Origin of the sequence: Caenispirillum salinarum AK4, assembly GCF_000315795.1 — a bacterium.
Classification (GTDB): Bacteria; Pseudomonadota; Alphaproteobacteria; order Rhodospirillales; family Rhodospirillaceae; genus Caenispirillum; species Caenispirillum salinarum.
Genome location: NZ_ANHY01000008.1, coordinates 243,374 through 268,297 on the forward strand (window position 1 = coordinate 243,374; position 24,924 = coordinate 268,297).

Annotated in this window: 21 protein-coding genes; 5 read left to right on the plus strand and 16 right to left on the minus strand. The window is 69.2% G+C overall.

Annotated features, from left to right (window positions below; translation table 11 throughout):
• Nucleotides 1-59: 59 nt before the first annotated feature.
• From C882_RS10720 to C882_RS10730, 3 genes are all read right to left on the minus strand, one after another.
• The gene (locus C882_RS10720; RefSeq protein ID WP_009540615.1) at nucleotides 60-1,769 is read right to left on the minus strand and encodes a methyl-accepting chemotaxis protein; all 1,710 of its coding nucleotides are present in this window, start codon (nucleotides 1,767-1,769) and stop codon (nucleotides 60-62) included.
• A gap of 104 nt (nucleotides 1,770-1,873) precedes the next feature.
• Nucleotides 1,874-2,761, minus strand: a complete 888-nt coding sequence (locus C882_RS10725) for a radical SAM protein (protein WP_009540616.1) — start codon at nucleotides 2,759-2,761, stop codon at nucleotides 1,874-1,876.
• A gap of 148 nt (nucleotides 2,762-2,909) precedes the next feature.
• Nucleotides 2,910-3,422: a cupin domain-containing protein gene (locus C882_RS10730; RefSeq protein WP_009540617.1), complete on the minus strand. Its 513-nt coding sequence runs from the start codon at nucleotides 3,420-3,422 to the stop codon at nucleotides 2,910-2,912.
• A gap of 125 nt (nucleotides 3,423-3,547) precedes the next feature.
• Between C882_RS10730 and C882_RS10735 the strand changes: the two genes are divergently transcribed.
• Nucleotides 3,548-3,997, plus strand: a complete 450-nt coding sequence (locus C882_RS10735) for a hypothetical protein (protein ID WP_009540618.1) — start codon at nucleotides 3,548-3,550, stop codon at nucleotides 3,995-3,997.
• Nucleotides 3,998-4,234: 237 nt separating this feature from the next.
• Here C882_RS10735 and C882_RS10740 read toward each other — a convergent pair whose 3' ends face one another.
• From C882_RS10740 to C882_RS10785, 10 genes are all read right to left on the minus strand, one after another.
• Nucleotides 4,235-4,423 carry a hypothetical protein gene (locus tag C882_RS10740; protein WP_009540619.1) on the minus strand — a complete coding sequence of 63 codons (189 nt, stop codon included), beginning with the start codon at nucleotides 4,421-4,423 and terminating at the stop codon, nucleotides 4,235-4,237.
• Nucleotides 4,424-4,535: 112 nt separating this feature from the next.
• Complete coding sequence (gene glk / locus C882_RS10745; RefSeq protein WP_009540620.1) at nucleotides 4,536-5,552, minus strand: glucokinase; 1,017 nt, start codon at nucleotides 5,550-5,552, stop codon at nucleotides 4,536-4,538.
• Nucleotides 5,553-5,859: 307 nt separating this feature from the next.
• The gene (gene otsA, locus C882_RS10750; RefSeq protein ID WP_009540621.1) at nucleotides 5,860-7,254 is read right to left on the minus strand and encodes an alpha,alpha-trehalose-phosphate synthase (UDP-forming); all 1,395 of its coding nucleotides are present in this window, start codon (nucleotides 7,252-7,254) and stop codon (nucleotides 5,860-5,862) included.
• 39 nt (nucleotides 7,255-7,293) lie between these two features.
• Complete coding sequence (locus C882_RS10755) at nucleotides 7,294-9,735, minus strand: glycoside hydrolase family 65 protein (protein ID WP_009540622.1); 2,442 nt, start codon at nucleotides 9,733-9,735, stop codon at nucleotides 7,294-7,296.
• A gap of 115 nt (nucleotides 9,736-9,850) precedes the next feature.
• Complete coding sequence (gene otsB, locus C882_RS10760) at nucleotides 9,851-10,687, minus strand: trehalose-phosphatase (RefSeq protein ID WP_009540623.1); 837 nt, start codon at nucleotides 10,685-10,687, stop codon at nucleotides 9,851-9,853.
• Nucleotides 10,680-11,435: a beta-phosphoglucomutase family hydrolase gene (locus C882_RS10765; protein ID WP_009540624.1), complete on the minus strand. Its 756-nt coding sequence runs from the start codon at nucleotides 11,433-11,435 to the stop codon at nucleotides 10,680-10,682. Before C882_RS10765 ends, otsB begins: the two co-directional genes overlap by 8 nt.
• Before the next feature lie 306 nt (nucleotides 11,436-11,741).
• Nucleotides 11,742-12,578 carry a transglycosylase SLT domain-containing protein gene (locus tag C882_RS23190; protein WP_009540625.1) on the minus strand — a complete coding sequence of 279 codons (837 nt, stop codon included), beginning with the start codon at nucleotides 12,576-12,578 and terminating at the stop codon, nucleotides 11,742-11,744.
• Nucleotides 12,579-13,062: 484 nt separating this feature from the next.
• A complete protein-coding gene (locus C882_RS23195) occupies nucleotides 13,063-14,538 on the minus strand; it encodes a sensor histidine kinase (protein WP_009540626.1) in 1,476 nt (491 codons plus the stop codon).
• 57 nt (nucleotides 14,539-14,595) lie between these two features.
• Nucleotides 14,596-15,630, minus strand: a complete 1,035-nt coding sequence (locus C882_RS10780; protein ID WP_009540627.1) for an asparaginase — start codon at nucleotides 15,628-15,630, stop codon at nucleotides 14,596-14,598.
• Between the two features lie 114 nt (nucleotides 15,631-15,744).
• A complete protein-coding gene (locus C882_RS10785) occupies nucleotides 15,745-16,101 on the minus strand; it encodes a hypothetical protein (RefSeq protein WP_009540628.1) in 357 nt (118 codons plus the stop codon).
• 310 nt (nucleotides 16,102-16,411) lie between these two features.
• Between C882_RS10785 and C882_RS10790 the strand changes: the two genes are divergently transcribed.
• Together C882_RS10790 and C882_RS10795 are read left to right on the plus strand one after the other, a co-directional pair.
• Nucleotides 16,412-17,491 (plus strand): methionine ABC transporter ATP-binding protein, encoded by a 1,080-nt coding sequence (locus tag C882_RS10790; RefSeq protein ID WP_043644988.1) that lies wholly within the window; start codon nucleotides 16,412-16,414, stop codon nucleotides 17,489-17,491.
• On the plus strand, nucleotides 17,460-18,134 hold the full coding sequence (locus tag C882_RS10795; protein WP_009540630.1) for a methionine ABC transporter permease: 675 nt from the start codon (nucleotides 17,460-17,462) through the stop codon (nucleotides 18,132-18,134). The genes C882_RS10790 and C882_RS10795 overlap by 32 nt, the downstream gene beginning before the upstream one ends.
• Before the next feature lie 76 nt (nucleotides 18,135-18,210).
• Here C882_RS10795 and C882_RS10800 read toward each other — a convergent pair whose 3' ends face one another.
• Together C882_RS10800 and C882_RS10805 are read right to left on the minus strand one after the other, a co-directional pair.
• The gene (locus tag C882_RS10800) at nucleotides 18,211-18,867 is read right to left on the minus strand and encodes an extensin family protein (protein ID WP_009540631.1); all 657 of its coding nucleotides are present in this window, start codon (nucleotides 18,865-18,867) and stop codon (nucleotides 18,211-18,213) included.
• A gap of 491 nt (nucleotides 18,868-19,358) precedes the next feature.
• Nucleotides 19,359-20,465, minus strand: a complete 1,107-nt coding sequence (locus C882_RS10805) for a lipid A deacylase LpxR family protein (protein WP_009540632.1) — start codon at nucleotides 20,463-20,465, stop codon at nucleotides 19,359-19,361.
• 204 nt (nucleotides 20,466-20,669) lie between these two features.
• Here C882_RS10805 and C882_RS10810 point away from each other — a divergent pair, with 204 nt between their 5' ends.
• The gene (locus tag C882_RS10810; RefSeq protein ID WP_009540633.1) at nucleotides 20,670-20,954 is read left to right on the plus strand and encodes a DUF4169 family protein; all 285 of its coding nucleotides are present in this window, start codon (nucleotides 20,670-20,672) and stop codon (nucleotides 20,952-20,954) included.
• 39 nt (nucleotides 20,955-20,993) lie between these two features.
• Here the strand turns inward: C882_RS10810 and C882_RS10815 are convergent, their stop codons facing one another.
• A complete protein-coding gene (locus C882_RS10815) occupies nucleotides 20,994-22,604 on the minus strand; it encodes a CYTH and CHAD domain-containing protein (protein ID WP_009540634.1) in 1,611 nt (536 codons plus the stop codon).
• Nucleotides 22,605-22,890: 286 nt separating this feature from the next.
• On the opposite strand from C882_RS10815, the gene C882_RS10820 reads away from it, so the two are divergent.
• Nucleotides 22,891-24,483, plus strand: a complete 1,593-nt coding sequence (locus tag C882_RS10820; protein WP_009540635.1) for an SPOR domain-containing protein — start codon at nucleotides 22,891-22,893, stop codon at nucleotides 24,481-24,483.
• Nucleotides 24,484-24,924: the final 441 nt, after the last annotated feature.

The following is a 24,924-nucleotide window of genomic DNA, read 5'->3' on the forward strand; positions in this document are numbered from 1 at the left end:
GCGCGCCGAAGCCCGTGGCGCAACGCCTGCGGGAACACGGCCGCTGCGCCGGCAGCCCGTCACGCGGCCCGAATGTGGTCGACCACCTCGGCCACACGGCTGTTCAGAAGGTCTGCCTGCTGCGCCAGGCTGTCGGAACTGGCGAGCACCTGCTGGGCCGCCTGCCCGGTTTCCTGCGCGTTCATGTTCACCGTGCCGATGGTGTCGGTCACCTGCTGTGTGCCGCTGGAGACCTCGGCGACGTTGCGGGCGATTTCCTGCGTCGCCTTGTCCTGCTGATCCATGGAGTCGGCCACCTGATGGGTGATGGTGCTGATGCGGTCGATGGTGGTCGTGATCTCGCCGATGGCGGCCACGGCCTCTTCGGTCGCCGATTGCACCCCGCCGATTTGCGTCGCGATTTCCTCGGTGGCCTTGCTGGTCTGGTTGGCGAGGTTCTTCACCTCGTTGGCCACCACGGCGAAGCCCTTGCCCGCCTCGCCGGCGCGGGCGGCTTCGATGGTGGCGTTCAGGGCCAGCAGGTTGGTCTGCTCGGCGATGTCGGTAATCATGGCCACCACCTCGCCGATGCGGTCGGCGGCGGTGGACAGGCTGTTCATGATGTCGCTGGCGCGGGCGGCCTTGTCGACGGCCTCGCGCGAGATATCCGAGCTTTCTTCCACCTGCCGGCTGATCTCGGCGATGGAAGACGACAGTTGCTCGGCCGCCGCGGCGACGGTGTGGACGTTCGCGGCGGCCTGTTCGGCGGCGGCGCTGACCATGCCCGCCTGGTCGCTGGTCTCGCTGGCGGTGTCGGACATGGCCTCGGCGGTGGCGTGCATTTCGCCGACGGCCGAGGTGATTCCGTCCACCACGGCCTGGACGCCCTCGCGCAGTTCGTCGGCCAGACGGTCGAGCAGGGCGCGGCGGTCGGTTTCGGCGCGGGCGGCCTGCGCGGCCTGGTCCCGCTCCATCTCGGCGGCATGCACCAGGGCGTCGCGGAATTCCTCCAGCCGCGCGCCGATGCGGCCGAATTCATCCTTGCGGCCGGCGGTCAGGCGCAGAGGCTCGCTCCCCTTGGCCGAGACCACGGCCACGTCGTGTTCCAGCCCCGACACGACGCCGTTGACCAGCCGCACCAGGATCGTGCCGCCGATGAGCGCCACGGCGGCGCCGACGGCCGTCAGCACGATGACGAGGGTAGTAAGTTGCTCGGCGGCGGCATCGGCGGCGCGGGCATCGCGTGTGGCGGCGGCCAGGGCCTCCGCCTGGACCTCGGCGGCGCGGGCGGCGGCGGTGGCGAGAGCGGCGTTCATGGCCTCGGCCTCCTCGTCGAAGGCCGCCATCCGGGCGTTGCCGGCCTCGCGGCCCTCGGATGCATAGGCCTCGGCCATGGCGCGGCCGGCCTCGTACCAGGGTGCGAGCCCGACCTGCACGTCTTCCAGCGCCGCCGCGACTGCGGGCATGTCGCCGCTGCGCGCCAGATCGATGCCCTTGGCGAGTTGTTGGCGCGCGTCTTCAAGGTGCGCGTCCGCCTCGGCATAGCCCTCGCGGTTGCCGGAGGCGGCGACGTCGGTCAGCCACTGCTGCACCTGGGGTATATCGATGAGCACCCGGTCCACCGCATGCACCAGCGGCGTCACCGTTTCCGCCAGGTGGTGGGCCTGGTGGTCGAGGTCGTTCAGCGCCGGGCGCTGCGCGGATACCGTCCACAGGACGGCGGCCCCCGCCGCGCCGGCCATCAGCATGATGGCCGCCAGCACGGCCAGGACCTTGGACTTGAAGCTCATCGTACTCCCCCTTGTGACGGATCGGGCGTGCGTTCGGCCCGAGTCATTCAACCGTCACTATATCCCTGCGGGGAGAGGGGGCGTACCTGGACGTTGGTTATGTGCTACAGGCTACGACGATGGGCAGGCCGCATACCGACCAAGCCGGCGCGCGCAGCCTTCACCGTGTCGGCCAAACGCTGGGAGTCCTTGGGCAGCGTGCCGGCCAGCGGCAGGGCATTGCTCGCGTGGTTGGAGCGGAAAATCACCGGCCGCGGCGGGGCGAGCAGGCGCAGAAGGGTTTCCAGTTCGTCCAGCACGGCAAGATCGTCCTGGGGCACGAAGGCATCGCCCTGTTTGGCGAAGGTGTCCAGGAAGTCGGTCCGGCGCTCGGGCTCCAGGTACAGCTGCAGGGTCGACAGGAAGTTGGGCGGCGCCTCGTTGATGACCTGGGCCGTGCCCTCGATGTGCTTGCGCCAGTGGGTGCGCCCGCCCAGGCCCAGGATGACGGTGGCGGATGTCTTGATGCCGCAGTCGCGCGCCTTGTTCAGGGCGGTGGCGATGCCGCGCGGGCTCGCTCCCTTGGTGATGCGCTTGAGCATGTCGGCATCGCCCGACTCGACCCCGATGTAGACCAGCGACAGCTTGCGCGCACGCAAGGCGACCAGTTCCTCCGGCGTCTTCTTCAGGATGTTGGCCGGCGTGGCATAGGCCGAGACGCGCGCCAGCCGGGGCAGGTGGGCGTGCAGGATGTCCAGGATGGCGTGCAGGTGGTCGGCCGGCAGCGTCATGGCATCGCCGTCGGCCAGGAAGACGCGGTGCGCCTCCGGCCAGACGGCAGCGGCGCGGCGGACATCGTGCTCCACCTCTTCCAGCGGGCGGACGCTGAAGGTCTTGCTGCGGTACATGGAGCAGAAGCCGCAGCGGTTGAACGAACACCCCAGCGTCGCCTGGACGATCAGGTTATCGCCTTCCGAGGGCGGGCGGTAGAGCGGCATGTCGTAGGCGAGCATGGGGCGGCCTCCGTGTCTGGCCGCTTATTTCGATCCGGGTGATCGAAATGAGCGGCATAGGGTCGCGACTGCGACCCCGCGCCGGTCAGGCGCGTGAGCCTGCGTGGCGCATGAACGCAGCGTCGATGATTGCAATCATCGACGCGTATTAGGTCGTCAGCGCTTCAATAAGCGGCGCGGCGGCGGACCAGCCGTCCAGAAGCTCCGCCCGCCGGCCGTGTTCGTAGTCGGCGAATTCGAAGCCCGGCGAGACCGTGCAGCCCAGCAGCGCCACCTGGCCGCCCTCGGCCAGGCGCGCGCCCTGCCAGACGCCGGCGGGGACGACCACCTGCGGCGACTGGCCGTTGACGATGTCGTGGCCCAGCATCACCGTTTCGGCGCGCCCGTCGGGGTAGAGGTGCAGCATCTCCACCGGGTCGCCCATGTAGAAGTGAAAGACCTCTTCGCTTTTCAGGCGGTGCAGGGCCGAAAAGGTGTCGGGCGTCAGCATATAGTAGATGGCGGTGCCCACCGACCGCGGCCCCTCGTAGACGCCGCCCAGCGCCTCGGCGGAAACCTGCCGTTCGCTGCGCCAGGTCTCGACGAAAAAACCGCCTTCTTCGGGGTGTGGCTCCAGGCCGAGCAGGGCGATGATGCGGCGGGCGTCCAGGTCTTCAGACATTGGTGCTATCCCGAAAGTTCACGAAATCCATGACGTCCAGCGAGGTTGTCCCGGCTGCGTGCTGGGGGATAATGACGGGATAACGACCGAAAAACCAGCCGCTCCGGGGAAAGGCTCACCACGGCATGTCCATCCACGGGATCTCCAGCTCCGCCACGGCCCATGCCCGTCCGCCCGCGGCACCGCTGATGTGGCGCCGGTCCAGGGTGGATTTCACCTATCCGCCGCTGGCGTCCATCGATCCGATGCGCGAGGGGTTGTCGGATGTGCCGGGTGTGGTCGTGGTCTGGGACGGCGCCCGGGCCGGCGCCGACGAACCGGCGGGCCGGTGCCTCTATGTGGGGCAGACGCGCGACTTGGCGGCGGCCGTCGGCCTGCTGCGCGAGGATCCGGCGCTGACGGCCCAGGCGGATGACCTGCGCGTGACCTGGGCCGCCATCGGCATCGCCCACCGGCCGGGCGTCGTCGCCTACCTGCGCGACATGCTGGGCCCGGCGGTGACGGAATGCGGCCTGGACGCCCAGTGGCCCGTGCGGCCCGACGTGCGCCCGGTGCCCGTTCCGCTGCCGTCCTGAGGGCGGGGTGACGCAGGGTCGGGCGCTGAACGAGTTCTACCGCCTTTAATCGGCCTTGCAAGGGCAGCTGACGGCGTGCGGGGGCCCTGCTTCCGCCGGGGCGACGGTTTTAACAAGTCATTGTTATAGCAGGCAAAATACTCGGATTTCCTGCGAAAGTGGGACTCGGTGGGCGGTGCTGCTCACTCGCTGCGCCCTCCTCGGAGGCGGCCTGACCCTTTCCTTCCAGCCTCATCCTCAGCGGGAGTGCCGCGACACCTCGTCTTCGACATGCTGGCCGGCGTGGTTGGGGATGACCCGCATGTATTTCCCCGGCATCGCATCGATCTCGGCGCCGCAGCAAATACAGCGCGTCGGCGTCGCAGAGGGAATCTCCTGTCCCGTGCGGCACTCCGGGCAGGTGACGGCGGTGAAGGACTGCGGCATGGGAAAGGTCTCCGATCGTCGTTGCTGGCTCTGTGCCGAGGAGAACGGAGAAAGCCCCAGATTTGTTCCTGGTTTCCACCTTTCGGGAAGCGCCCACCCCTTTTCCGCCGGTTCAGCCCCGTACAAGTCCCGCCAGTCCGACAAAGGCGGGATAAGCGTGGGTGACCACGTCGACGGGAATGCCGCGCATGTAGGCCCGGAAGCGGCCCTTGGCCTCGAAGGCCTCGCGGAAGGGGCCGGCCTGGAACAGGTCCAGGTAGCGCGGCACGATGCCGCCCATGATCGCCACGCCGCCCAGCGCCCCTGACGAGAGCGCCAGGTTGCCGGCCACCGTGCCCAGCATGGCGAACATCAGGTCAAGCGCCTCGCGCGCCCGCGGGTCCTCGTCGGCGGCGGCGCGGCGGCCCAATTCAGCCGGATCGTCGGTGTCCGGCGTGGCGCCGTCCAGCCCGCATACCGCCTGATAGACGTTCACAAGCCCCGACCCGGAAATCACCCGCTCCGCCGAGACGTGGTCGAAGCGCCGGCGCAGGACGCCCAGCACCTCGGCCTCGCGCGGGGTGCGGGCGGGCATGGTGACATGGCCGCCTTCCGTCGCGACCGGCATGACCTTGCCGCCGCCCAGCGGCACCAGCAACGCAACGCCGAGCCCCGTGCCGGGGCCAAGCACGGCCACCGGCAGCCGCTCCACCGCCGGGCCGCCGCCGACGCGCACCCGGTCGTCCGCACCCAGGTGCGGCACGGCCAGCGCATTGGCGACGAAGTCGTTGACCACCTCCAGCCGATCCAGCTTCAGGCGCCGACGCACGGCATCGACGCTGAAGTCCCAAGGGTTGTTGGTCAGCTTCACGCGGTCACCCAGCACCGGACAGGCGGCACAGAAGGCGCCTCGGTTAACCGGCTGGTGCGCCTCGATCTCGCGCAGGTAGGCTTCGGCGGCCTCTGCCGGTCCGTCGTAGTCGGCGCACAGCAGCGTGCGGGGCGAGAGGGTCGCGCCGGCGTCGTCCACCAGGGCGAAGCGTGCGTTGGTGCCGCCGATATCGGCGATCAACCCGAGGCCCGGCCGCGCGGGCGGTGGGGTGGTGTCGGTGACCGGCGGGGCGGGGGTGTCGTCGTGGGGGGCGGTCATGGTGCGTGATCCGTTAGGGGGCATGTCGCGAGTCGTCTGGCAGCAGTAGTGAATTCTTGCCTTCGAGGGTGTGAAGAAATCGGTGAACGTTCCCCTGACGGGCGCGCGGCAGAATGGCCAGCAGCGGAGGTGGATTCCTGCCTTCGCAGGAATGACGGCTGTTTAAGTTTGTGATTCTCTTTAAAAATCACCGTCACCCCTGCGAAAGCGGGGGTCCATCACCGGCGTTCGCCACCCTGCCGCATATATACTGGAGGCTGTCGGCGTTTTCCCTACACCTTCAAAGCGGGCGTGCGCGCCCGCACGCTCACGCATTCCCGAAGCCGCCGGGCGGGACGCTGCGGAGGACGGACAGAAAGCGCTCGCGCCACTTGTCCAGAGAACTGTCGTGGACCTTCGCCATCATGGATTCCCAACGCTCGCGCCGTTCCTCCAGCGGCATGGTGATGGCGCGGTTGAGGGCCTCGGCCACGTTATCCTGGTCGTAGGGGTTGACCTGCAACGCGGCGTCCAGTTCCCGCGCCGCTCCGGCGAAGCGCGACAGCACCAGCACGCCCGGTTCGTGCGGGTTCTGGCTGGCGACGTACTCCTTGGCGACCAGGTTCATGCCGTCGCGCAAGGGCGTGACCAGCCCGACGCGGCAGGTGCGGTAGAAACCGGTCAGGGTTTCGCGCGGATAGCCCTTGTTGAGGTAGCGGATGGGCATCCAGTCCAGCTCGCCGTAGACCCCGTTGATGTGGCCGGCCAGCGCCTCCAGCTCCTCGCGGATGTTCTTGTATTCCGGCACCTCGCCGCGCGAGACCGGAGCAATCTGCATGAGCGAGACCTTGCCCTGGTGGGCCGGGAACTTCTCCAGGAAGCGCTCGAAGCTGCGGAAGCGTTCGGGGATGCCCTTGGAATAGTCCAGCCGGTCGACGCCGATGACCAGGTTGCGCTCGCCCATGTGCTTGACCAGCCGCCGCACGGCGGGTTCCTGCATGGCATGGGCGGACGTGCGCTGCATGGTCTCCACCTCGATGCCGATGGGGTAGACCTCTGCCTTCAGCGTGCGGCCGAAGGCGCGCACCATGTTGTCGCCAAGGATCTCGCCGCCCGCCTCGTGCACGATGTACTCGTGGAAGGCGCGCAGGTCGTTGACGGTCTGGAAGCCTACCACGTCGTAGGCGCAAAGCGACCGCGCCAGCCGGTCATGGCTGGGCAGGGCCAGCAGCACCTCCATGGTGGGAAACGGCGTGTGCAGGAAGAAGCCGATGCGGTTCTCCACCCCCAGCCGCCGCAGTTCGCTGGCGAAGGGAATCAGGTGGTAGTCGTGGACCCACAGGTCGTCGTCTTCTCGGATCAGGGGGCGCAGGCGCTCGGCGAAGTGGGTGTTGACGCGCAAATAGCCGGCATAGTCCTGGCGGTTGAAGTCCGCCAAATCCAGACGGTAGTGGAACAGCGGCCACAGGGTGCGGTTGGCGAACCCGTTGTAGTATTCCTGGTGGTCGCGCCGCGACAGGTCCAGGGTGGCGTAGGTGACGGGCTCGACCTCCGTCATGGTCGGCTCGTCCTGCGGCTTGGGCGAGGTCTTGCCGCTCCACCCAAACCAGATGCCGCCGTTTTCCTGCAATGCCTCGCGCAGCGCGACGGCCAGGCCGCCCGCCTGGGCCGGGCCGTCGGTCGGCACGGCCACACGGTTGGACACCACCACCAGTCTCGACAAGGGGTCTTCCTCCTTTTTCGTATCGCCTCACGCCGTCGCTCAGGCCTGCCCGCCCGCCAGTTGTTGCGGCGGCTCCTTCAAGGGGAACGTCTTGCTCTCGCCGGCGTTGAGAGTCGTTTCCGCGCCCCGGACCACGATCGGCATGGGCTCGCGCCAGTCCGGCGCGGCTGTCAATGTCAGGCAGTCGTCCTTGATGGCCACGTCCAGCCACCGTTCCTGATACCGCACGCGCAGGGCCACATCCTTCAGATGGTGCGGCATGACCGGGTCGAAGTGCAGCGCGCCGCCCCGTTCGTCCAGGCCGGTGAAACAGCGCTGGACCAGGTCCACGGTGCCCGCCATGGCGCCCAGGTGAATGCCTTCCGCCGTGGTGCCGCCCTGAATGTCCTCGACGTCGGATTCCAGCGCCGTCTTGAACAGTTCCCACGCCTGTTCGGGATGGCTGCGTGCCATGACCCACGTATGCACGAGGTATGAAAGCGTCGAGCCATGGCTGGTGCGGGCCAGGTAGTAGTCGATGTTGTTCTGCCAGGTCTCGGCCGAGAAGGCGTAGCCCAGGTGCTCCAGCATCTCCTTCATCACCGGTTCCGGGAACAGGTAGAAAAGCATGAGCACGTCTGCCTGCTTGGACAGCTTGTAGCGGTTGGCGGAATCGCCCTCGCTTTCCAGAATGCGGTCCAGGCGGTGGATGTCGCCGTACTTGGCGCGATAGCCCTCCCAGTCGAATTCCTTCAGGTCGCCGTAGCCTTCGAACTGGCTGATGATGTCGCCGTCGTGGAAGGGCACGAACATGCGCCGGCTGATGTCCTCCCACCGTTCGGTCTCGTCGGGCGTGATCTGCAGCTTGGCGCACAGTTCGGCCTTGGTTTCGGGGTCTATGACCTCCAGCAGCTCGTGCGCCGTCATCATCAGCCAGGTGACGAAGACGTTGGTGTAGGCATTGTTGTTCAGGCCCGGCTGGTCGCTGTCGGGATAGGCGTCGTGGTACTCGTCCGGGCCCATGACGTTGTGGATTTCATACCGCTCCCGCGCCGGATTGAACTGGGTCAGCGAGGCGAAAAAGCGGGCGACCTCCAGGATCAGTTCGGCGCCGCGGCTTTCCAGGAACGCCTTGTCGCCGGTGGCGGTGTAGTGCTTCCAGCAGTCGTAGGCCACCGCCAGCGACACGTGACGCTGCACCCAGGTGTTGTCCGGCACCCAGCGCCCGCTGCGGGGATTGAGGTGCATGACCTGGCTTTCCTCGCGCCCGTCGGAGCCCGACTGCCAGGGGTACATGGCGCCCTTCAGGCCGGCGGCGTGGGCGGCCTTGCGCGCCGCGCCCAGGCGGTGGTGGCGGTAGCGGATCATGGCCTTGCCGATGGCGGGCAGCCGGAATTTCAGGAACGGCAGGATGAACATCTCGTCCCAGAAGACGTGGCCGCGATAGGCCTCGCCGTGCCAGCCGCGCGCCGGCACGCCGACGTCCAGGTCGATGCTGTTGGGCGACAGCGTCTGCAGCAGGTGGAAGATGTGCAGCCGCAGGATCATCTGGGTGCGGTCGGCACCGTTGACCTGGATGTCGCAGCGCCGCCACAGGCGGTCCCAGGCGCGGCGGTGGGTCGCCTCCAGGTCGCCCAGGATGGGGGCGCCGTCGATGGACTCGCGGGCGGCCAGGCCGGGCTCGCTGATGGCGACGTCGCGGCCGGTGAAGACGGACGCCACCTTCTCCACCGTCAGCGGGTCCTCGGGGCCGCAGTCGGCCTGGAACACCTGCGAGACGCAGGCCAACTCGCGCTCGATGCGGTGCGGCGCGTCCAGCCGCTGGCCCTTGCGCACGAGGCGTGTGCGGGCGGCCTGGCCGATGCGCAGTTTGCTCTGGTTGGTCTGGGTGACCAGCGCCAGCATCTCCTCGCCGCTTTCCTCGCCGATGAAGGGGGCGGCCTCCAGCGGGTCCAGGTGGCTGTTGGCAAGCTGGCCATAGCGCTTGACGCCGCTGTTGATGACGCGCCCGTCCAGTGCCGACAGAACCTCCACCGAACCCGACCAGTTGCGCGGCTGGATGGTCAGCTCCTGTGCCGCCAGGTGCGGATATTCCATGTGGACGAAGCGGCGCGCCGTGACCTCGGTCTCGCGGTTCTGCTTGTCCTTTAGCGTCAGGTGCACGGCAAGGATTCCGGCGTGCAGGTCCAGCTCCTGCCGAAAGGCGAGGATCTCGCCGGCCATGACGTTGAACCAGTCGCCGCCGTCGATGCGGAAGGTCAGGTAGGCCCAGTTGGGAATGTTGACCAGATCCTCGTTGACGATGTCGCGGCCGGCGATGGGCGTGACGAGCCGGTTGTAGCCGCCCGCGAGGTAGGTGCCGGGATAATGGATCTCGTCCGCCGCCGACCAGGGGAAGGCGCCGCGCGTGACGAAATAGCCGTTGCCCACCGCACACAGGGCCTCGCGCAGGCCCTGCTGTTCGGGCTTGAAGGCGTCGTAGGCGAGCGTCCATTGCGGCATGGGCGGGTCTCCTCTCTTTCCCTCGCGGTGGCGCGGGCCGTGCGATGCGGCGCCGGCGCCCTGCTTCTCGGTGTCTTCGTCTTCGGTCTCTCGTTCGTATCTTGCCGCGGCCGGCCTATTCCCCCGCCAGCCGCTGCAGCAGCATCAGCACCTCTTTCGGGTCGGAAACGCGGAAGGCGGCGGCGGTGCGGCGGTCGGTGGCGTCGTCCTCGGGCTCGCTGACGACCACGCCGAAGCCGCCCCCGACCGTCTGCAGGGCGCGGAAGGCGTCTTCGTCCGTGACGTCGTCGCCCAGGAAGATCGGCGCCACGTCCGGGCGGTCCAGCTTGAGCGCGCGCATGAGCCACAGCACGCATTTGCCCTTGTGCCAGTCGATGTTGGGCTGGAGTTCGAAGACCTTCTTGCCGGTCTTTTCCTTGAGGTCGGGGAAGCTTTCTTCCACCCGGTCCAGCACCTCGCGGAACTTCGGATAGTCGGCGTCCGAGACCAGGCGGTAGTGGGCGGCGATGGAGAACTTCTTGCGCTCCACCAGCGCACCCTTGATGGGGTCCAGGCCCTCGTGAAGGCGGGCCTCGCAGGCGTCCAGCGTTTCCGTCCAGTCGCCCGCCACCGGCGGCTCCAGATGGCCGCCTTCGGGCAGTTCCACGTCGAAGCCGTGGCTGCCGGCGTAGATCAGGCCGTCGATGCCCACCAGCGCCTCCACGTCGGGCCGGTCGCGGCCCGAGACGACGGCCGTGGGAAGGGCGTCGGCCACGCGCTTGACGATGGCGCGGGCGTCGTCGGTCAGCACGGCGTCCTCGGGACGCGGGACGATGCCGGTCAGGGTGCCGTCGTAGTCCAGGAACAGCGCCGGCTTGCGGCCGCCCAGCGCCCGGCGCACGGCGTCGAAATCGCTCAGTGCGTGGGGCACCTCGGAGACGGGCTTGTGGGTGAAGGCGGTTTCGTCAGACACGCTCGAAATCTCCCAGGTCAGAGACGACCACGTCGGCGCCGTGCTCGCGCAGGATGTCGGCGCCGGCGCCGCGGTCGATGCCGATGGTCAGGGCGAAGCCGCCGGCGCGGCCGGCCTCCACGCCGACCGTCGCATCCTCGACGATGGCCGAGTCGGCGGGGGTGGCGTCGACCTGGCGAGCGGCCTCGATGAAGGTGTCGGGCTTGGGTTTGCCGGGAAGTTCCATCTCGGCGGCGACGATGCCGTCCATGATGTAGTCGAACAGGTCCAGCATGCCCGCCTGCTCCAGGATCAGCCGGGCGTTCTTGGACGAGGAGCACAGGGCGGCGCGAATGCCGGCGGCGCGCGTGTCCTCGATGAAGCGCCGCGCGCCGGGGAAGACCGTGACGCCGTTCTCCTCCACCACCTTGCGGAACAGGGCGTTCTTGCGGTTGCCCAGGCCGCAGACGGTTTCCTGCTCGGGGCCGTCGCCGGGGGCGCCGAAGGGCAGGGCGATGCCGCGCGACTCCAGGAACGACCGCACGCCGTCGTAGCGCGGCTTGCCGTCCACATAGGTCATGTAGTCGGTGGCGATGTCGAAGGGCTGGAACGGCTCGCCCGTGCGCGCGGCGCGGTCCTTGAGGTAGGCGTCGAACAGATCCTTCCACGCCGCGGCGTGCAGGTCGGCGGTGCGGGTGACCACGCCGTCCAGGTCGTAGACGATGGCCTTGAGGCCCAGTTGCGTGGGCCGGGGCAGGTCGCTTGGCATCCGTTTGTCCTTCCCTGTTCCGGCGGTTGCGGGCCCTTCTACCTCGAAGGGGGTAACCGATCCGGCTCCCGGACAGCCAATGCCTGAAGATGCTGTCCGGTTCGTGAACAGAATCAAAGCGGTGAAGCCAACTCCCTTTAACCGTAGCAAGATGCGGCGCGAATGAACACCCTGTCGGACCCGGAAAACGGGTTTTATCGAAGGGGATAGCAACGAACAGGCGAACAGGCGGGTATCAGGCTGCCCCGGCGGCTGTGGCCGGGCTGCGCGCTGCGGCAGGATTGGAAACGGCGGGCTGAGCGTGCCTCACAGGCGCTGGAGAATGGCGTCCACGGCCTCTTCGGCCTCGTCGTGGAGGTATTCTTCCATCTTCCGCCGGCGCCAGTCCTCGGCAAAGGCCTTGGCGGTGGCGCGGCGGGCCTCGGTGATGCGGCGGGCGCGCTCGCGCTCCTCGGCCAGTTCCTGGCGGCGCTCCTCGATCTGCTTGCGGATGGCCAGCACGCGCAGGCGCACCGGATCGGGACGCGCCGGGGCGGACTGAAGACCGCTGACAGCCCCCGCACCGGCGCCGGCGGGCGATCCTTCCAGTTCCGCCAGGGCCACCTGGACCTTGCCGCTGTAGTAGTCGGCCCGCTCGGGCGTGCGGGAGTGGTACCAGGCGGCGGCGACGTCCCAATCGCTGGTTTCGGCATGCAGTTCCGTCAGGAACTGGGCCGCGTAGGCGGCGTTGGCGGCGGGGTCCAGGGCTTCCTCCAGGCTGCCGAAGGCATCGCCGTGCCAGTGCAGGTTCACCTGCATGCAGCCCACGTCGATGTTGCGCACGCCGCGCGCCTGAAGCTGCTTCACCTCGGTGATGGCCGCCTGCTTGCTGGGCAGATAGCGCCCCCGCCCCTCGGCCATGACGGTCCAGGGCCAGGCAACTCTTGCCTGGCGTGCCTTGTCCCATCGGCCCGACTCCACCAGCGAAATCGCCGTGAGCAGGTTGTCGGGCATGGTGGCGCGGGTTTCCTCCCGCGTTGTGGCGGCGCGGCAGAGGTCGGCCCCCAGCCCGGCGGGTGCGGCCAGAGGCGCCTGCCCGGGCACGAGCGCGACCGCGGCGGCGAGAACAAGAGCGGCAACGATGCGGGGCAGCAGAGCAGCCATGATCGATCGGGCACCCATGGACGAAACAGAGACGCGGCAAATGATGCCGTTTGAGGTAGGGCGATGCACCCCTCGTGCCACCTTTCCGGCGCCGAATGTGGACGGCGGCAGCCGAAACCCCCGGCGCAAACGTTTGCGCAACGGCTGTGCCAGCAAGCCATGCGTCAGGGTCATGGCGGCTTCGCGTTCGCGGGAACGCTCGTCAAGATTATGTTTTAAAAGGAAAAATTCGAATTTCCTGCTGTCTCACTGACCAGTTTTAAGTCACGCCCATTTTTTAGGCTTGCGCGACGGCGGCCGGACCGTTAGTTTTTGCATTGCAGCAACCGGACGGTCTTTGACAGTCCAACCGTCTGCCTTTCTTGGACGTTTCCTCCCTAGACTTGGGCCGTGGCTTTCGCCACGGCTCTTTTTTTGTCGCGAACAGGTCGTTCCGGGCGGAATGCATGCGCGCCATCCGCCAACGGGCGCGCGGGCGGAGTGGTCAGCGGGCCAGGGGCAGGTCGAAGCGGAATGTGCTGCCCTCGCCTGCCTGCGAAGCCAGACCGATTTGGCCGCCGTGGCGCTCTACGATCTTGCGGCAGAGCGCCAGTCCCATGCCGGTGCCCGAGTAGGCCTCGCGCGGGTGGAGGCGCTGGAACAGCTGGAAGATGCGGTCGTGGTACTCCGGCGCGATGCCGATGCCGTTGTCGGCGACCGCGAACCACACGCGGCCGGCCGCTGCATCGGCCTCGGCGGTGACGGTCACCACCGGCGCGCGGTCGGCGTGGCGATACTTGAGCGCATTGCCGATCAGGTTCTGGAACAGGCTGGTCAACTCGGGCTCGCAGCCCGTCACCGGCGGCGGCGAGTCGGGCAGGCGGATGGTGGCGCCGCTTTCGCTCACTGCGAGGTCCAGGTTCGCGCGCACGGCCGCAAGCAGGGTGCCGGCGTCGACGGGGCCATCCGCCTGGCCGCTGCGGCCGACGCGGGTGTAGGCCAGCAGGTCCAGGATCAGCGCGTCCATGCGCTTGGCCCCGCCGCGGGCATGAGCGATGAATTCGCGTCCGTCCGCGTTCAGCAGATCGGCGCAGCGGCGCTCCAGCAGGTCCAGATAGGCGGTGACCATGCGCAGGGGCTCGCGCAGGTCGTGGCTGGCGACGTAGGCGAACTGCTCCAGCTGCGCATTGACCGACCCCACCTCGGCCAGGGCCTCCTCGGCCCGCTCCTTGGCGGCGACCAGGGCGGATTCGGCGGCGCGGCGCTTGGTGATGTCGGTCTGGATGGAGACAAAGCCGCCGTCCGCGGTGCGTCGGTCGCGGGTTTCCAGCCAGCGCCCGTTCTTGAGCTGAACCTCGAAGGTGCCCTTGAGGGTCCGGCGGTATTCGGCCTTGCGGGCGAGGTAGGCCTCGGCGTCGGCCCCTTCGGGCGTCACGACGCTGCCGCGCATCATGTCGATCTCGCCAAGGGTGCGGAAGTGGACGCCGGGCGCCGCCTCGTCCTCGCTATAGCCGTAGAGGTCGCGGAAGCGCCGGTTGCAGACGGTCAGGCGGCCGTCGCGGTCATAAATGACGAAGGCGTCCCGGATCTCGTCCAGCGCCGACAGCACCAGGTCTATGGCGCCCTGGCGCGCGGCGGCCTCGGCGTCGCGACGGGTGGTGACCTCGACCGCGACCACCAGGCGGCTGCCGTCTTCCTCCGGTGTGCGGCGCGGACGCATCCACCACCAGCGGCGCGGCTCGGCCGAGAACCGGACATCGGCGGGAAGACCGACGGGAAGCGCGGCTGCGGCGGCGGCACGGTCTGCGGGCATCAGGTGGTCGGCAAGGGGCGATGCTGCCGCCCCGCCCAGCAGGCGGCACGCGGCGCTGTTGCGCGCGCGGGCGAGGCCGTGCGCGTCCAGTTCGAAAACGGGATCGTCGTCTTCGGCCGATGCAACGGAAGGGTTGTCCGCCCGGGGCGGAACCGTTGAGTCCGACATCTGGGTACCCCCCGTCACCCCCTTGGGATCGCACGAGCGTGCCGGGGGCGTCCCGTGTCAGCCCGGCCAACCCTCCACCGGCCGATATTCGCCGGCGGGCAGGCCGCGCCAACTCGTCTCCTTGAAGTATGGCAGATCGGTCATGCGCCGCCAAATGGTCTCGTCGGCCACCCCCAGAACGCGGAGCACCACCGCCGTCATGGCGTCGGCGGCGATCGAACTCCCGCTTTCGGCCTTGATCGCGAGCCCCAGCCCCAGGTCCGGCACGAGGCCGCCGTAGACCCCCTGGGCGCCGCGCTTCAGCAAGGCACGCCCCCCGGTGAGGGTCATGGCGTCGGTGTTGAAGGTGGACGGGCCGGCGACAAGCTCGGGATGGGTCGCCCAGGCACGGCAGATGCGGCGGGCAGCAGCGGCGCGGTCGGCGGCGAAATGGTCGTCTGGCGCGGCGAACCGGGCCATAGCGCGTGCCAGGCCGGCCAGCGGCATGGCGGCGGCGGGCAGGGAGCAGCCGTCGATGCCCTGCGGCATGGCGGCCGCCGGCGTGCCGGTCGTCTCGGCGTAGACTTCCAGGATGCGCTGCTGCAACGGATGTTCAGGGCGGGAATAGCCGGCGGTGGGCAGGCCCAGGTGCAGGCAGGTCGCCAGCATGCCGGTGTGTTTGCCCGAGCAGTTGTTGTGCAGCGGGTTGGGCTCGGCGTGGTCGTGGTAGAGGCTCTTGGTCGCGCCCGCGTCGAAAGGCGGATGGGCGCCGCACTCAAGGTCGTCCGTCGACAGCCCGAGCCGCGCAAGCCACGCCGCCACCCGCTCCACATGCATGGGCAGGCCGTTGTGCGAGGCGATGGCAAGCGCCAGTTCCTCGTCGCTCACGGCGAAGGCGTCGGCGGCGCCGCTTTCCAGCAGCGGCAGGGCCTGCAGGGGCTTGAGCGCCGAGCGCGGGAAGACGGTGGCGTCGGCATCGCCCCAGGCATGCAGGACGCGGCCGGCGGCATCGGCGACAACGGCGCTGACGCGGTGGTGGCTCTCGGGATAGCCATTGCGGAACAGGGTAACGGTTTCCGGGGCGGCGGGCGCCGTCCGGTCGGGGGTGCTCATCGGGAAAGGTCCTGACGTTTCTCTTGATCTTGGTCTTGGTGCCACCGGCGCGCCGGCGGAAGGGCGGGACCGTAGCAGGGCCGCTGACGGTGGGAAAGGGCCGTTCCGGCAGGCTCAGCGGCGTCGGCGGGGGACCGCCGGCCACTGGCGGCAGGCCTGATGGCCCCGGGAGCCCATGCGGTCGGCGAGCGTGTCGCGGGCCTCGATCATGCGGTCGATGTCGTCGCTCTCCAGGGCGTCGGTGGCGCGGCGCAGGTCGGCGGCCGAGGCTTCGCAGCGGCGGCGGTGGTGGTCCAGGCGGTCCGAGAAGCGGTGCAGGCCCGTGCGCAACTCCGCCAGGCCCAGGGCGGCGCGCGCGCAGGCTGCGAGTTGACGGTCCGCCAGGGTCCTCAGATGGCGGGCACGGGCGTTGATGGCGTCGAGGTCGCGGACAAGGCGCACGGACGTCAGGTCGATGATCTGGGCCGGCATGGGCGGCGTCCTCCTGTCGGCGTTGCATTGGTCTTTCAACGCCCCGCCCGAGGCTCCGGATCATCGCCGGCGCGGATCGGCCATGCACAGCGGTCATCTTGCCCCGTGGCGGCGGCTCGGCTATGGTGCCGCCTTGGCCGCCAAACAACACGGATTCGACTGTTGTTGGGGGCTCATTCTCGATGCAGTGCATGTAGTTTGTCGGCGTACCCGGGCTCAGGGCCGTGCGCCGTGCAGGGAGGACAGTTCCGTGAGCCAACCGCGACAGGACACGGACCCGCAGAAGGGCACGGCCGCGGCGGACGAGCCGGTGATCCGCCTGGAGGGCATCCGCAAGACCTTCCGCGCCCGATCCGGTCCGGCCACCGTGCTGGACGATATTTCTCTGTCGGTCCGCCAGGGCGAGATTTTCGGGATCATCGGCCGATCCGGTGCCGGCAAGTCGACGCTGGTGCGCTGCATGAACATGCTTGAGCGCCCGACCGCCGGCCGCGTGGTGGTCGCCGGGCAGGACATGACGGCGCTGTCGGAAAAGGCCCTGCGGGGCGCGCGGCATCAGATCGGCATGGTGTTCCAGCACTTCAACCTGCTGAGCGCGCGCACGGTCTACGACAACGTGGCCCTGCCGCTGGAGATCGCCGGCCGCGACCCCGCCCACATCCGCGAAACCGTCGGGCCGCTGCTGGAGATGGTCGGTCTGGGCGACAAGGCCGGCCAGTATCCCGCCCAGCTTTCGGGCGGTCAGAAGCAGCGCGTCGGCATCGCCCGCGCGCTGGCCAACGATCCGGCGGTGCTGCTGTGCGACGAGGCGACCAGCGCGCTCGACCCCGAGACCACCCAGTCCATCCTGGCGCTGCTCAAGGACATCAACGCGCGCCTCGGCCTGACCATCGTGCTCATCACCCACGAGATGGCCGTGGTGAAGGAGATCGCCGACCGTGTGGTGGTGCTGGATCAGGGCCGCGTGGTGGAGGAGGGCAGCGTCTTCGACGTGTTCACCGCCCCGGCCAGCGCCGTGGCGCGAAGCTTCGTCGGCGACCTGCTCAACCACGACCTGCCGGCTCCCGTCGCCGCCCGCCTGGTGGAGGCCCCCGCCGTGGACGAGGACGGCGTGCCGGTGGCGGAGGGCGCCAACCCGCTGTTGCGCATCACCTTCACCGGCCCGGCCGCCAACCGCCCCATCCTGGGCGAGCTGATGGCCGAGGGCCTGCTGGCGAACATCCTGCACGGCTCCATCGACTACATCCAGGGCAAGCCCTTCGGCGTGCTCACCGTTGAGGTGCTCAACGGCGCCGCCGCCATGGCGGACGCGCTGGAGTACCTGCACGCCATCGGCCTGAAAGGGGAGATCATCGGTCATGTCACCGCAGATCATCGCGCTGCTGCTTGAGGCGCTGAAGGAAACAGCCGTCATGGTCGGCGTCTCGGGCGCGCTGGCGGCCGTGTTCGGCATTCCGCTGGGGGTGATCCTGGTGGTCACCGATCGCGGCCACGTCGTGCAGAACCTGGTGGTGAACCGGGTGCTGGGCGCCATTGTGAACGCAGCGCGCTCCACGCCCTTCATCATCCTGATGGTGGCGATCATCCCGCTGACCCGCATGATCGTCGGCACCTCCATCGGCACGGCGGCGGCCATCGTGCCGCTGAGCCTGGCCGCCATACCCTTCGCCGCGCGGCTGGTGGAAACGGCCCTGCGCGAGGTGGATGCCGGACTGATCGAGGCCGCCCAGTCCATGGGCGCGAGTCCCTTGCAGATCATCCGCAAGGTGCTGCTGCCCGAGGCCTGGCCGGGCATCGTGGCGGGCCTGACCATCACGCTGGTCAGCCTGATCGGCTATTCAGCCATGGCGGGCGCGGTCGGCGGCGGCGGCCTGGGCGACCTGGGCATCCGCTATGGCTACCAGCGTTTCCAGCCCGAAGTGATGATCGCCGTCGTGGTGGTGCTGATCGTCATGGTGCAGGCGGTGCAGACGGCCGGCGACATGCTGGCGCGCCGCATGAACAAGCGCAACCTCTCCCGCGAAAGGGGGTGAGGGCGGCGCCGCGCCGCTGACCCGTGATCAGCCGAGAAAGGGCTCGCTCCGGCATGGTGCGGGCCTTTCCTTTGGGTCATCCCTGGCAGAGCTTCCAGGGCCCGACGTCCAGGTGCAGGTGGTCGCGATGGGCGGCATCGGCGTTGGGGCTCAACACCACCTGAAAGACGCCGCAGGCTCCCTGGCTCGCCTCGCGCAGGAAGCGGCCCAGCGGCCCCCTGTCGTCCCAGTGCTCGGCGACGCGCGCGATGCGGCCGTCGGCGAATTCGAAGGCGATGACGTCGATCGCGCGGCCGTGCGCGTGTTCCGACAGCCGCGAGCGGTCGGAGGTGCGGCCGCGGCAGACGTAGCCGCCAACGTGGTGGACCTTCACCAGCGGCTGGCCGACGACACGCTGCGCCAGCGGGTGCAGCACCTGCGTCTCCCACGCCAGAACCGCCGCCGCCAGTCCGCAACTCACCTTCACCGGCCGGTTCAGCGGCACCGCCGCACCTTCGTAGAGCGAGACTGCCGTGGTGATGCCGCAGCCGCGCTGGTTGCGGAAGTCGGTGACGCGGTCAAAGGCGACGTTGGCGGCGACGAGGTTCACCACACAGGCCGGTCCCTCGGTCGGCAGGCCCGACACCGCAGTCGGCGCCGGTGGCGCGGCCGGCCGGCCGCCGCCGCAGGAGGCCAGGCCGAGCGTCAGCACCAGGGCGGCGGCAAGCAGGAAGGGGCGCGGAAGGCAAGGCATGGTCGATCCGGCTCCGGCGTTCGTGGGACACGATCACCTTTTACGGGATCGCGGAGTCGCCGTCGAGGACCGCCGCACATGCGGCTGGCCCGCGGGACGGGCACCGGCTGGATGGGGGAGGGCCGCCGGGTTGGGGATCCCGGCGGCCCGACGACCGGCGAAAGGGCATTGGGGAAAGGGGGGTGCCCTCGTTTTCGTGCCGGTCGCTTTCTCGTTTTCCGTGGGTCGGCACTGGCACATGGCGCGGCGCAGGTCCGGGAAAACGTCGCTAAACTGTTGAAGAACAGGGCCGTTTCGACAACTCCGAAACTGGAGGAAGCGGCGCCGGTTGGCAAGTGGGAAAAAGCGGAATCCCTTGCCACGCCCCTTGGCATCCGGCCTGATCCAAGCGCTTACGCCGCTCTCGATGCAGGCGCGCCATTATAACGGCCGACCACCGTTGTTGTCACACGGAATTATGCGCGCGAAGAAAGTTTTTCTCACATCCCACGCTAGAAGCGCAGGGAGACGCTGAGTGCCCCGAAGCGGTCCAGGTCGTCCTGGCCCTCGTATTCGCGGGAGCGGACCACATGCGTGTACGCCAGGCGGACCTCGCCGATGGTCACAGCGACCCCCGCCTGAAGTTCGCCCACAACCACGTTCTTTTCGACGCTGGCGCTATCGCGGAAGGTGTTGCCGTCCAGAAAGATGTTGCGCGCCACGAGACGCCCGTCGACGCCGGCGAAGACGTACCACCCGAAATCCTGCTGCGGCACGAAGAAGTCCGATCCGGGCAGGGTCGGCCGGATGCGCGGCGGTCCGTAGTCCGCCGGCAGGTCGTCGCCGAAGCGCAGGGTCAGGCCGACGTTGCCGTGGGTGAAGGCGTTGCCCAGCGCGCCGCCCACGTAAGGCGCGGCGTCCACCTCCAGCCCCAGGGCCTCGGACTCCACCCAGCCCCGCCAGGTGCGCTTGTAGGACAGGTTCACGATGGGCTCGTTGTGCAACTGGTTGTCCCAGCCATTGGGGTCGGTGGTGTCGATGAGGTCGTGGACGAACTCCTGCGTGTCGTCCGCCTGCGAGGCCGGCCCCACGATGCCCAGGATAAGTTCCAGGTTGTCCAGCCGCGAACCGGCGTCGTTGGTCAGGCCGATGGTGCCCCAGGTGAACCCGGCCCATGGCCGTTCGTCGGGCTGAGGGCCGGCGACGGTGATGTCCTCGGGCGTGAACATGGTCTGGCCCAGCGCGTACGAGACGCGCAGGTTGCCCTCGTCGGCGAAGAAGGGCAGCGGCCGGGCGGCGTTCTCCACCCAGTCGGGCACCGCGTTCTCTGCCGACAGGTAGGACAGGCGAACGCCGTTGGTGTAGTGCCGGTCGGTGCCGGTGAACAGGTCGTTCTCCAGCTGGAAGGTCAGGATGCCCTTGTCGTCCTTGATCACGCGCGGCGGCACCTCGGTATTGATCCCGCCGGGAATGACGGGCTCGCGCACGGGCGCATCCGGCGCCAGCGGGTCCGGCTTGACGTCGGGACGCGGCGGCACGGGCTGCCCCTGGGCTGCCGCGGGCACGGCGGCCAGCGCGGGCAAGGCGAGCGCGAACAGGGCGATGATGGTGGCGCGCAACGGGGGCTCCTTCTTCAGGCGCGGCGGGGGCGGCGGCGGCCACCATACTGCGGACCGTTCCGGGCCGCCCAGGGGCAACATCGTGAAAAGATCGGGGCAGCCCGGCGGAAGGCTTGAGCCGTCGCCGCCGCCGTGCCACATCGTGATGCACACCGAACGCCGCCGCGCGGCGTCATGCCGGCAGACGGAAAGGACGTATTCTGCATGGCCGAGATCATCAACCTCCGCCACGCCCGCAAGCAACGCGCCCGGGCGGAGAAGGAGCAGCAGGCGGCCGACAACCGCCGCAAGCACGGCCGTACCAAAGCCGAGCGCCGCGCCACCGACGCCGAGCGTGCCCGCGCCGACCGCGACCTGAGCGGCAAGCGGCTGGCGGACCGCGCCGGGCCGGGCGCCGCCGTCCCCCGGAGCGAGGACGATCAGCGGAGCGAGGGCGGTCAGCGGACCAACGACGATCAGCGGGACGACCGCGGTCCGGCCGGGGCCTGATCCACTGTCGGCGGCACGGGCGCGCCCAGGCGGCGGGTACTACCGCCCCCGCGCCGCCTGACGGGCCGCCTTTTCCGCTTTCGCGGCCGCTTTCTTCGGCTTGGGCCAGAAGACGTCGGTGCCGGCGAATGCCTTCCATGCCGACCGTGCGGAGTCCATGAGGGCGGCCTGGCGCGCGTCGTGCCAGCCGGCAGTCAGGCCTGCCGACCATACCTCGCGATTCTCGGCGCCATCCTTGCCGACGATCTCGTGCAGCAGGTCGTGGGCGACGGCGATGTCGTTCAGGTCCCCCAGGTCGTCCTGCAGGGCCTTCAGCGCCTTGACGTAGCCCTTCACCTTCTTCTCGCCCCAGACGTCGCCGAAGAATTCCGACGCATAGCGCAGCTTCTTGATCTGCACCCGCAGGCGGTGGCGCTGGGGGGCGTCCAGCTCGTTGAACCGCTTGCCGCGCTTGAGCACCTTCTTGTGCCGCCCCTGGAGAACCTTGGCCGCGTAGCCGCCGCAGGGCGTGTCGAGCAGGTCCCGCATCGCCGGGTCCTGGGGCCGCAGCCAGGCACCGCCCTCGATCCAGGCGCCGATCTGCAGCATGAGCCCGGTGTAGCGGCGGTCGTCCAGCGCCGCCAGCGCCTTGCGGTAGTGGTCCTTGTTGCGGCGCTGGAACCGCCCGATCAGCGCCGTCAGCCCGTCCTCGTCGGGATGGGCGGAGCGGACGGGGCCGAGAATCTCGTCAATGAACACGTCGGTGTCGCGCGCCGGGCCCAGCTCGCCCGTCAGCCATTTCAGTTCAACCTTCAGGTCCTCGGTCTCCGGGCCGCCGACCACGTCCTTGAACACCGACAGCGCGCTGCGCAGGCGCCGCAGGGCGACGCGCATCTGGTGGACGGCTTCGGCATCGCGCAACTCGCGCAGGGGCGCCTCGTTCTGCAGCAGGTGGCGCTGGCACGAGCGGCAGATGGTCTGGATCGCCTCGGCGACCGACATGTCCGCGGTGACCGGAGCCTCCGGCGCCTTCACCGGCACGCGGTCCAGGCCGCCCACCAGGGCGTAGCCGCGCTCGGACTTGGAGCGGGTGCTGAGCCGCATGGGCGCGGCCTCGTGCAGCGTGCGGGCGATCTCGAACAGGTGGGCCGGGTCGCCGTGCATCAGTTCAAGCTCCACCTCGCACAGCGGCACTGAGCCCGTGTCGGTGACCACCGCGCCCTTGTCCAGCGTCAGCGCCACCTGCCAGGTGCCGTTGCCCAGCGTGTATTCCGTGCGCTTGAAGTCGGTGGTGAACAGCGGCTTCAACTCGTCCAGCACGCCGGGGCGCGAGAACACGTCGGCCAGGCCCGTTTCCATGATGGCATCGGTATCGGGGGTGTCGCCGTCGATGTCGCGTTCCCACTCCTTGCGGGAGAACAGCCCGGCGCCGCCGTTGCCGCCGCGGGCCTTGACGTTCTGAATGCGGCGCTTTCCCGAGTGGCGCACCCGCAGCGACGCGCCGCCATCGAACAGCAGGAAGTCGGGAGTGTCGTAGTAGACGGACTTGAGCGTCTTGCTGGTGGCCCGCCCCTTCCTGGTCTCCTTGAGAAGCGGATGCCGCCGCAGCCGCTCCAGATCGGGTTCGGCCACTTCCAGCTTCAATTCGATCTCGGTGTTGTCGTCGACCATTGGCAGGCCTTGCCTCCTTGACGCTGTGGTCCCGTCGCGGCGCGGCTGTGTCCTACCCCCTTCGAACGATCCGCCCCCGCCGCAGGCTCCCCGAGAGCGAGCGGGAGTGTAACCCGAAGTTCCCGGGGTTCATCGAAATTTTCGGAATGGTGGGATGCTTGCATCGAAAGATGGGGGTGGGTAGGGTATCCACGACTTTCGATGGGGGTGGCAGCGCGCCCCTCGGTCCGAAGGATCGTCGTCGCGCGGCGGCCCGCCCGCGACTCGGCACGCGGGGGATATGCGGGTGACGTGTCTGAAACGAGTTCTGGTGCACTTGGCGGTGGTGGCCACCCTGTCCGCCTGTGCCGAGAAGGACGGTGTATCGCCCTTCGACAGCCTGATCGGCCCCCGCGCCGACTATACGGATCTGGCCTACGCGGCCCTCGCGCGTGGCGACTATCCGGCGGCGGCCCGCCGCGCCGCCCAGGCCCTTGAACGCGATGCCGACAACGCCCGCGCCCTGTTCGCGCAAGGCGTCGCCCTGGAATACACCGATGCCACCGACCAGGCCCGCGCCCTCTATCAGCGGCTTGCGGCCATGCCGGCAGCCGAACAGGCCATGATCGGCGGCGGCTGGACCGGCGCGCGCCAGGACGACCGCAGCATCGCCGCGTTGGCCCGCGCCCGCCTGGAGACGCTCGGCGTGCGCCCGGCCACTCCGCTCATGCCCGTCGAGCCGCCGGCGCCCGCCGCCTCAACCGGCAGCGCCGGGGCGCCCGCCACGGCCGGGCTGTTGACGGGTCCGGATGCCGCTGGGGCTCCGGACCTCGCGCCACCCGCCTCCGACCTGGTGGAGCGGCAGGCGCCGCCCTTGTCGGGGATCGCCCTGCTCAACGCGGCCGAGCGCTTCCGCGTGCTGGAGAAGCTGCTGCAGCAGGACCTCGTCAGCGAATCGGAATACGCCCGGCGCCGCGCGGCCAACATCGGCGCGCTCCTGCCCTACAGCACCGACGCCCGCCCGGCCGAGGGGCTGGGGCAGGCGGTCCCCACCGCCGAGCAGGTGATGATGCGGCTGGAGGCATTGCGCCGCACCCTCGCCGCCGGCGCGCTCACGCCCGAGGAGCACGCGGCGGAGCGCCGCGCCATTCTGGACGCCATTCTGCCCGCCGACCCGGTGACCACCGCACCGCCGCCGGCGCCGCCGCTTTCCATGGCCGACGCGGCAGAGCGGGCGGATGCGCTCCAGCGGCTGCGCGACCTCGGCGTGATCTCGGCCACCGAGTACGCCCGCGAGCGCAAGGCGCTCGAGTCGCAGGCACGCACCGTCTCGCGCAACGGTGCCGGGGCTGCCGACCGCGAAACGCTCATCAACGGCAATACGCCCGATCGCCGGGCGGCTGCCGCGCCGACGCCGCCGCCGTCGCGTCCGGCGCGGGCCGCTGATCCCGCCGGCCGGGTGCTGGTTCCGCAAGGGGATGCCGAGGCCCTGGCGGCCCGTCGTGCCGGCCCCGATGCCCGGGGCCGCATGATGGGGCAGGAGCCGACGGTGACCCTAAATCCCGTCTCCCCCGGGACGGACGCCGCGACTCCGCCACGCGCCGCAGCCACGAACGATGCGAATGGCGCTCCCGCCCCGGGCGGCGGCGTGGTGCTGCATCTCGCGTCCTATCGCGATGCCGAGCAGGCCCGGGAGGGTTGGACCGCCTTGCGCCGGCGCTACCCCGAGGTGCTGTCCGGTCTGGAGGCTCAGCTGGGGCGTGTCGACCTGGGACCCGGGAAGGGCACCTACTGGCGGCTCAATGCCGGCCCCGTCTCATCCGCCCAGCAGGCCGAGGTCCTGTGCGGGCGTCTGGAGGCGCTCGGCCAATACTGCAAGACGGCCTTCCCCGAGGGGTGAGCCCGGTCCGACCGGCCCCGGACAGGCGCGCGGTTTTTGTATCGCATTTTTCCCTTGCGGCGGTTCGGCGGTCCGCCTATATTGCGTCTTCCGGCGGCGGTCATCTCCGCCTCCGGCTTCCGGAACAACGGCCCCACCGCCTCGTGACAGGCAACTGCACGCGGTGCATTGGTGTCTTCTTCGGCCTTCGGGTCGGCCGCCACGGCGGGCCGAAAATTCCGGTTGACAGGGTCCGGGTGGTTCGATAGAAACCCGGCCTTCCGCGGCGGAGCCGACGGCCTTCGGGCCCGGGTGAAGCGGCGGAGAGAAAAGAGAAAAAAGAGGTTGACGACGATCTCTCGCTTCTCTAAAAGACGGCCTCCCCGACGGGCCGGGTTGAACGGAAACCTCCGGTCAGCCAGTCAGGCGGGACGGAATTCTTCGAGGCCTCGGCCTCGCGCT

What these genes read in the sequence shown, in the direction of transcription:
- C882_RS10720 (WP_009540615.1), bottom strand. Translation starts at nt 1,769, where the DNA reads ATGAGCTTCAAGTCCAAGGTCCTGGCCGTGCTGGCGGCCATCATGCTG.
- C882_RS10725 (WP_009540616.1), bottom strand. Translation starts at nt 2,761, where the DNA reads ATGCTCGCCTACGACATGCCGCTCTACCGCCCGCCCTCGGAAGGCGAT.
- C882_RS10730 (WP_009540617.1), bottom strand. Translation starts at nt 3,422, where the DNA reads ATGTCTGAAGACCTGGACGCCCGCCGCATCATCGCCCTGCTCGGCCTG.
- C882_RS10735 (WP_009540618.1), top strand. Translation starts at nt 3,548, where the DNA reads ATGTCCATCCACGGGATCTCCAGCTCCGCCACGGCCCATGCCCGTCCG.
- C882_RS10740 (WP_009540619.1), bottom strand. Translation starts at nt 4,423, where the DNA reads ATGCCGCAGTCCTTCACCGCCGTCACCTGCCCGGAGTGCCGCACGGGA.
- glk (WP_009540620.1), bottom strand. Translation starts at nt 5,552, where the DNA reads ATGACCGCCCCCCACGACGACACCCCCGCCCCGCCGGTCACCGACACC.
- C882_RS10755 (WP_009540622.1), bottom strand. Translation starts at nt 9,735, where the DNA reads ATGCCGCAATGGACGCTCGCCTACGACGCCTTCAAGCCCGAACAGCAG.
- C882_RS10765 (WP_009540624.1), bottom strand. Translation starts at nt 11,435, where the DNA reads ATGCCAAGCGACCTGCCCCGGCCCACGCAACTGGGCCTCAAGGCCATC.
- C882_RS23190 (WP_009540625.1), bottom strand. Translation starts at nt 12,578, where the DNA reads ATGGCTGCTCTGCTGCCCCGCATCGTTGCCGCTCTTGTTCTCGCCGCC.
- C882_RS23195 (WP_009540626.1), bottom strand. Translation starts at nt 14,538, where the DNA reads ATGTCGGACTCAACGGTTCCGCCCCGGGCGGACAACCCTTCCGTTGCA.
- C882_RS10780 (WP_009540627.1), bottom strand. Translation starts at nt 15,630, where the DNA reads ATGAGCACCCCCGACCGGACGGCGCCCGCCGCCCCGGAAACCGTTACC.
- C882_RS10785 (WP_009540628.1), bottom strand. Translation starts at nt 16,101, where the DNA reads ATGCCGGCCCAGATCATCGACCTGACGTCCGTGCGCCTTGTCCGCGAC.
- C882_RS10795 (WP_009540630.1), top strand. Translation starts at nt 17,460, where the DNA reads ATGTCACCGCAGATCATCGCGCTGCTGCTTGAGGCGCTGAAGGAAACA.
- C882_RS10800 (WP_009540631.1), bottom strand. Translation starts at nt 18,867, where the DNA reads ATGCCTTGCCTTCCGCGCCCCTTCCTGCTTGCCGCCGCCCTGGTGCTG.
- C882_RS10810 (WP_009540633.1), top strand. Translation starts at nt 20,670, where the DNA reads ATGGCCGAGATCATCAACCTCCGCCACGCCCGCAAGCAACGCGCCCGG.
- C882_RS10815 (WP_009540634.1), bottom strand. Translation starts at nt 22,604, where the DNA reads ATGGTCGACGACAACACCGAGATCGAATTGAAGCTGGAAGTGGCCGAA.